This window comes from Peribacillus sp. P4_B1, from assembly GCF_056402395.1.
In genome coordinates, this window is sequence record NZ_JBFUHM010000095.1 from 1 (window position 1) to 7,469 (window position 7,469).

6 protein-coding genes are annotated in these 7,469 nt (G+C 35.5%); 1 reads left to right on the top strand and 5 read right to left on the bottom strand.

All coding sequences use genetic code 11. The features are described 5' to 3' along the window. The 3 genes from AC1DVK_RS25875 to AC1DVK_RS25885 form a co-directional block, all read right to left on the bottom strand. Positions 1–486, bottom strand: a 486-nt coding sequence (locus AC1DVK_RS25875; protein WP_477627723.1) for a fumarylacetoacetate hydrolase family protein, incomplete at its 3' end; no start/stop codon positions are given. A gap of 302 nt (positions 487–788) precedes the next feature. Next, positions 789–2,222 carry an alanine/glycine:cation symporter family protein gene (locus tag AC1DVK_RS25880; RefSeq protein WP_061462612.1) on the bottom strand — a complete coding sequence of 478 codons (1,434 nt, stop codon included), beginning with the start codon at positions 2,220–2,222 and terminating at the stop codon, positions 789–791. A gap of 151 nt (positions 2,223–2,373) precedes the next feature. After that, entirely contained in the window at positions 2,374–3,369 is a 996-nt protein-coding gene (locus tag AC1DVK_RS25885; RefSeq protein WP_089364888.1) for an asparaginase, read from the bottom strand. A 713-nt stretch (positions 3,370–4,082) separates the two neighbouring features. Here AC1DVK_RS25885 and AC1DVK_RS25890 point away from each other — a divergent pair. After that, positions 4,083–4,262: an H-type small acid-soluble spore protein gene (locus AC1DVK_RS25890; RefSeq protein ID WP_061462608.1), complete on the top strand. Its 180-nt coding sequence runs from the start codon at positions 4,083–4,085 to the stop codon at positions 4,260–4,262. A 220-nt stretch (positions 4,263–4,482) separates the two neighbouring features. Here AC1DVK_RS25890 and AC1DVK_RS25895 read toward each other — a convergent pair whose 3' ends face one another. Together AC1DVK_RS25895 and AC1DVK_RS25900 are read right to left on the bottom strand one after the other, a co-directional pair. Then, positions 4,483–5,253 carry a GH25 family lysozyme gene (locus AC1DVK_RS25895; protein ID WP_289337767.1) on the bottom strand — a complete coding sequence of 257 codons (771 nt, stop codon included), beginning with the start codon at positions 5,251–5,253 and terminating at the stop codon, positions 4,483–4,485. 686 nt (positions 5,254–5,939) lie between these two features. Beyond that, entirely contained in the window at positions 5,940–7,067 is a 1,128-nt protein-coding gene (locus AC1DVK_RS25900; RefSeq protein ID WP_477627724.1) for a PepSY-associated TM helix domain-containing protein, read from the bottom strand. Positions 7,068–7,469: the final 402 nt, after the last annotated feature.

Consider the following 7,469-nt stretch of genomic DNA (forward strand, 5'->3'; position numbering starts at 1 on the left):
TCTCTTGCTGTGATCTCTTGCTGTGACGTCATTAAATATCGTGCAACCGAACACATAATCAAGCGCATCTTCTTCTTTGATGTTTTTTCCGCGCTTTCCAATGACAAGGGCCACTTCCCCTTCAAGTTCCACTTGGTTGGATAGATCGTTTGGAGGAAGGATAATTTTCTCCTTGTCTGCAATAAGCGAAGATAATGGCTTTAAGAATAGAAATGGTTCTACAAGGTTTGCCTCTCCCCCTGTTTCCTTCGCATGACCTGCATATGTCCAGCCGAAATTAACCACTTTCGAAGGTTTTACAGGTTCCAAAATTTTTACGTCACTATATTTCAGCTCTACCCCGTCATACTTTATTTCCTTGTTGACAAGTTCAGCAAAACTGCTAGACAGTTGTAATATCATCTCATCCTCAACAATACCGTAATGTATTTTGCTCTGTTGATTCTGATAGCGGACTATTTTTTGCGTTTTTTGTAGCACTTGCATAATGAATTAACTCCTTTGATAAGTAAGGTATACTGACTTAGATAATATATAATTCGGGTCTCACATAATCGCAAACGATGATTCCAACTCCATAATAACCATAGCTCAACAATGGGCTCAGTAAGTGAAGCCCTGGTGGTAGTTTGTTTTATTCGATGAAGTATGAAAACGGCTTTATACTTCATCGATATGTTGAATAATGAGCAAGCAATGCAGTTGAACCACTTACACTACTTTTAAAACAATAAGTCAGAGGGAAACATATGCGGTGGATTTGTTCATATGTCTGCACATCTTTTTTATTACATGGCGTTTTTCTTTTTTAAAGTCGAAGCATCTTGAGAGTGTTCCCAACATTCAACATTTTCAAGACCTTTAATGCTGTCTTTATAAAAAACAGGATCTTGACCAGCTTTTTTCTGTTTCATATAATCACTTAATGCTGCAAAAGCTACTTTTGATAATAAGAGAACGGCAATTAAGTTTACGATAACCATCAAGCCCATAAATAAATCTGCTAAATCCCATACAAGCTCGACTTTTGCTACCGCTCCAAATACAATCATGGCGAACGCGCCTATTCGATATAGAATCAACCATACTTTACCGTTGTGTAAAAATCGAATATTTGTTTCCCCATAATAATAGTTACCAATTAACGAACCGAATGCAAATAGGAAAACAAAGATCGCAAGACAACCTGATGCCCAGGAACCGATGTGTTCAGTTAATGAAGTTTGTGTAAGTGCAATGCCAGTTAGCCCTGGTTGTTTATAAGCATCCGAAAGTAAAATAATAAATGCTGTGCTTGTACAGATGATCAGTGTATCCGTTAATACGCCAAATGCCTGAATAAGTCCTTGTTTCACCGGATGACTTGTTTTTGCCGTTGCGGCAACGTTTGGCGCACTTCCCATACCAGCTTCATTCGAGAATAAACCACGTTTAACGCCATTCATGAACGCAGCGCCGATTGAACCGCCTGCCAGTTGTTCAAAGCCAAACGCGTTATGAATAATAAGAGAAAGAATTTCCGGCATTTTGGTTATGTTCATCACTATGACAAATAATGCCATTCCAAGGTATAACACACCTAAAATCATCACCTTGTATTCAGCAATTTTTCCAATACGCTTCACACCGCCAAAGATAATCGCAGCGAAAGCAAGTGTCATGATAATCCCCACAGTTAAACGATCTGCACCAAATGAGTTCTTAAAAGCAATTGTAACGGTATTTGATTGTACGGAATTGAATACAAGACCGAAAGAAAGCGTAATTAAAATCGAGAATAATACTCCCATCCAACGTTTGTTTAATCCTTTTTCCATATAATAGGATGGACCGCCTCGGAAACCAGTTTTATCTTTTACTTTATATACTTGCGCTAACGTACTTTCTATAAAGCTGGTTGCCGAGCTAATAATTGCAATAATCCACATCCAGAATATCGCTCCAGGACCGCCTAATGCAATCGCAATCGCAATTCCTGTAATATTACCTGTTCCAACGCGGGCGGCCATACCAATACAGAACGCTTGAAAGGGGGAAACGCTGTCTTCAGAACCCTTTCTTCCTTCCAATAAAACACGGACCATTTCCTTTAACATTCTAACCTGTACAAATTTCAATTTAATTGTGAAATAAATCCCACAAGAAACAAGCATAATAATTAATAATTTTGACCAAAGGAAATCATTTGTTACGCCAATCACATGATGTAATAACTGTTGCATTTAAACACCTCTTATTAAAATTTAGTTAGCTTAGAAGATACTTGTTTTTTTCAATTTTAAAAAGGATCAACTTCATCAACTGATGAAGTCTGTCCAAAGACAGGGGTTTATAGTTCCTAAAAATTGGATTTAATGACTTAATGGCAGTATCTCAAAAAGATAACGTAATATCTGCTGCAATCGTTGTTTCCATCATTTCTTTTACCTTTTTGGGATCTGTTGTTTTTCCTAGCACCCACATCAATTTCGGCACAATTGCTTCTGTGTTCATATTTTTAGAACGCACTACACGATTATGGTCAATTTTCCGACCAACTTCATATATATCCATGTCTTCTCCTTCTTCTAGACATTGAGTCGTAATGACAACAGATACACCGTGCTCGGTTAATTCAATCAATTTCGCTAAAATGTTGCGCACTTGAAAAGGAATACCACCACTTCCATAGCTCTCCACAACCACTCCTTTATACAAACCTTTTAGGCAGTCAAAAAATTCTGGTTTTATCCCAGGATGTAATTTAACAACCGCCACATCTGTACAAAGTGATGTATCTAATTGAATGTGTTTATTTTTTTGGATATGAATGGATTTATTATATTCAATTATGTCATCATGTATCGATGCAACATACGGATAATTAATACTTTCAAAGGCATCATAGCTTTTCGTCCTAAGTTTAATCCCTCTTGTCCCTTGAATGACTTTGCCGTCAAATACAATATATACCCCACCTATTTCTTCACAAGCAAAACGGATGGCATCTGAAATGTTTCGTTTTGCATCTGTTTTACTATACGAAATAGGAATTTGCGAACCTGTAATAACAATCGGTTTTGATGCATCCTGTAACATATAAGAAAGTGCAGCTGATGTGTAACCCATTGTATCGGTGCCATGCGTAATAATAAATCCATCATACTGATCGTAATTTTCGTAAATAACATTCGCCATATCTATCCAAAACTCTGGTTGCATGTTGGTGCTATCAATGTTCATTAACTCCTTCGTATCAATATGGCAACGTACATTTAATTCAGGTATGTAACTTAATAGATCATCGGCATGCAGTTCAGGTGCAAGTCCGTTTTCTCCTTCAATTGAGGCTACTGTTCCGCCAGTCGTAAACAACATTAATTTTTTCAATGATAATGGCTCCCCTATCTATTTTTTACAATAAGTTTTTCAAAAGAAAGTATTCAATTCGCGTGCATTTATTCAATTCGCGTACTTTTAATGTAATTATAGTTACATAAATATAATAATTCAAGATAAAAATATTCAATTTTCGTACACTTCCTCTACTTTTTGAATCCACAGAACAAATAATGAATATCAAAAAGGTAATTGTTTCAGTAATTTCAACTTAGATGTTTAGCATAAAAAACCATATACCTCAACGTGTTTATATGTTTTTAAAGAGAGTATTATATTTTTTTCTAAATGTTTTTATATACGTGAATCATTTCGCGAAATAATGTAGAATAATAATCTTCCAATTTTAAAATCTTTAATTGGGGGACAATTGATTTTATCCCATGTCGGATAATATACCGCCAGTCCGGATTTAAACATACAGTATCCTTAAAATTTCGTATTTTATCAACTCAACACTTTTTACAATCCTATCCATTTCAGCAGACAACCTAATACTTTTAAGTTTTAGGATTTCCATCTTATCAATAAGATTAATTGAGCTCTTGCCCTCATATAACAGGGAAAGGTGCAACATTATTGCGGCTTTTTGTTATATATTAATCCCATGAAATTAGAGCTTATTTTTTAGTACCTTTAAAAAACGAATAAAATTCAGTCTTTCCCCAAATAATAAGTAGACTAATAAGCAGGGAGGGATTTATGTGGATGTTAAACGTGTAAAACAGATTCTTTCTTCATCATCTGACATTGAGGTGAGATATAACGGCACTTCAGTATGGATTGATAATTTAAATGAAGACGGCAGAACTGCTACAGTACATCTCAGAGGACCATTAGAGGAAAAATCAGAAGTGGGCATTGATGAACTTAAAGAAATATAATGAATTTCAATTAAAAATAAGCTCTGAGAAGAGCCCAGGCTGTCGACAAAGTCGACAGCTGTTTTTTATAAAAAGTTTAGTAACAATATATTGTGTCCTTCTTTCAAATTTACAACTAAATATGCTAAAAGATAAAAAACCCCCTTTTTCTCCAACAATTCTTTTGGAAAAGGGGTTTGTCTACACTCTGCGCTCCTCTCTTATAGAGAAGAGCCTTTTCTTATTTCAACCTTAGCTTTTGACCGATATAAATTTTGTCCGGGTTTTTAATGCTGTTAAGACTAACAAGAGATTTTACGGTTGTTTTGTTGTTTTTTGCAATCAAGCTTAGTGTGTCGCCTTTTGTTACAGTATATGTTGTGGTTGATTCAGTTTTCAATGCACGGGAGTTGGGCGTCCTAAAAGAATTCACTGTATTTGTAAAATCCCTATAAGCTATATTCAAATCCACCTTTGTGCTGATACCACTTATCTTACCAGAATCGGAATGCTGCCAAATATCTGTGCTTCGTCCCAATGAGCTGTTGTATCGGGCAATCCACAAAGCGTACTTCGTCAATCTTGATTCATCTAAAGTATTTTCGAGAAAGTATTTACCAGTATAAAGCATAGCGGTGTATCCTGCTTCTTCGATAGAGTCTAAAAAAGCTATTGCTGCATCGGTTAACTTTTTTTTATTTGCACCTTTTTTATTTTCTTCAAGATCAAGAACAACAGGGTAATTTAAAGTAAAAGAGCTGATAGAATCTAAAAAATAAGCAGCCTCTGCCTTTGCCCCAGCAACAGTAGCAAACTTAGCATAGTGATAGGCCCCGACTTTCAATCCTGCTGCCAAAGCTTGAGGAGCATTTTCTTTAAAATAGGAGAGCTTAGGATAATTCGTTCCCTCGGTTGCTTTAATGAATACAAACTTCATGCCAGCCTTAGCAACTTCATCCCAATTAATAGCACCTTGCCAATGTGAAACATCGATTCCCTTTACATTTTCCATATTAATATCCTCCTCTTTTTTCAAAAGGAAACCAACTCTATGTTRCATGATTATAATCCTTTTTCAAATATTTTGATTTGATTCGTTTATATAAATACCTCATGGTGGAAACATACAGTCCTATTGTCCAAACTATAATTGTGGGGATATTATTGCCGTCATAAATACCATTCATTTGGTGTTTCATCTAAAATTTTTTTCAGTGAAAGCATTTAAAGTCGTTAAAAATCAGATTGAAAGTAAAGTGCTTTAGTTTCCAACGTTAATTGTATGACTATTCTGATTTTATCAATATTAGAAGGGGAGGGCCGGCCGATATTACTAATCTTTTTTTAAAATTTGAAATCGCATATTTCAAATCATACGAAATGGATTATTCTGCCGATTTCCTTTGTAGAGTTATAATGAAAATAGTTCCATAAAAAAAGGCTGCCGTAGCAACCCTGTAATTGAAGTAAGGCAATCTATAGTTGATCAAGAGCAGATAATTCAGCTCTTGTCATTCCTTATTACTTTCCTAGCTCTTTTCGAAAAGGTAAATATTAAATTTGTTTATTATTATCTAATTGTTTTTGACTTCCTGACTAATCAATTTGAATCCAATACTCTGAGATTTTTCATCTTCAATTCAATATACAGCACTTGCTTTAACCGATGTAGAATGCAATGGATTTCAAATCAAGTGTTTATGCTGCTGCTATTAAATCGTTTTTCTGTTTCCTTTTTTTCTTGTTCTTTTTCTTATAACTCCACATATAGACACCAGTAAACATCAGAATGGATGGAGTAAGGCCACCAATGGTATACAAAATTTTTGTAATTAAGCCACCAAAACTACCCGTATGTAACGGAAGGTGCCATGTTTGATAGATAAGTCCACTATTAACATGTGGGTCTAACTTGCCCACAACTTTTCCACTATACTGATCTAACCACACTTTCACATTTCCTTTTCCTGGATCATATGAACGACTAAGACGAAATTCCACTGCGCCTTCTGGAGTTCCCCTTTCCACCTTTTCGGGCATTCTAACTTGCATAAGTTTTCCCTGTGGTATGGCTTTTTCAGCCCTATTTAACAACTCATCAAGTGGAAGCTTTCCAGTTGGAATGGTTTTTGAGATAAGCTGCTCTTCTGGAGGCATTACCTTTGCTTTTGCACCAAACCAACTAAAAATCATTTCATCATACACAAAAAGGGCCCCTGTTAGCGAAACGACCAATAAAAACGGAATGGAAAATCCACCAATGACTTTATGTAAATCAAACTGCCTTACATATGGGTTGGCATTGCGTCTCATTATAAACCCACGTGCCAATTTTTTAATCCCCGGCCACCATAAATATAGTCCTGATAAAGTTATAAAAAAGAAAATAAATCCAATCGTACCGATGATTTTCTCACCATTGAAGTCTTTTAACAATAGCTGTTCGTGAAATTCCTTTATCTGATTAAATAATGCTTTATCCCCTAATGTTCCATTTATGTATCCTGTTCCTGGATTGACATATATGCTTTGTTGCTCCTCTCCTTCCTTTAGGCGGAATAGATAAACGCCACGAGCATTAGGTTCACTTGGAGTGTATATACGCTCAATTTGTCCTTTTGGATGTGATTCTGATATAACCTGCACGGCTTGCTGATACGTAACTTTTTTCCCTTCTGTAACTTTGTATAAATTAGGATGCAGTATACTGTTTAGTTCAGGTTCAAAAACAAGCAAACTTCCTGTTAAGCAAATCAGTACTATAAATACCCCAACTAGCATACTAAGCCATAAATGAGCTTTTGCAATGATTCTACGTGTTTTCATAAAAATGCCTGCTTTCCAATAGTAATTAATTTTGAATGATAATCAATAATATAAAGATAATGATAATCATTGTCAATTAAAACTTTAAACAACCCCTATTGGATAATCTTTTGAGGCACTTAAGCATAAGAAAAGGGATGCCCCAAAAAACCATACATCTTGGGACGAGGGCACTGAAAAAGTCCCTTCCGGGCCAATAGAGGTAGATTTTCTCAGTTTATTCTGAGGAAATCTACCTTTTTTTGTTTTATAATCAAGGTAATAAATTTATGTGGGTGAGTACGATGATTCAAAAACAAACGTCTATGGTTTTTAGTCCTCATATGGCCATTTATGATGTAGTGGTTCCAAAGGATAACATGTTACGCAAGATCAATGAACTTATTGACTTTTCTTTTGTGT

Coding starts and splice junctions, on each gene's coding strand:
- AC1DVK_RS25900 (WP_477627724.1), bottom strand. CDS start 7,067: ATGAAAACACGTAGAATCATTGCAAAAGCTCATTTATGGCTTAGTATG.
- AC1DVK_RS25880 (WP_061462612.1), bottom strand. CDS start 2,222: ATGCAACAGTTATTACATCATGTGATTGGCGTAACAAATGATTTCCTT.
- AC1DVK_RS25895 (WP_289337767.1), bottom strand. CDS start 5,253: ATGGAAAATGTAAAGGGAATCGATGTTTCACATTGGCAAGGTGCTATT.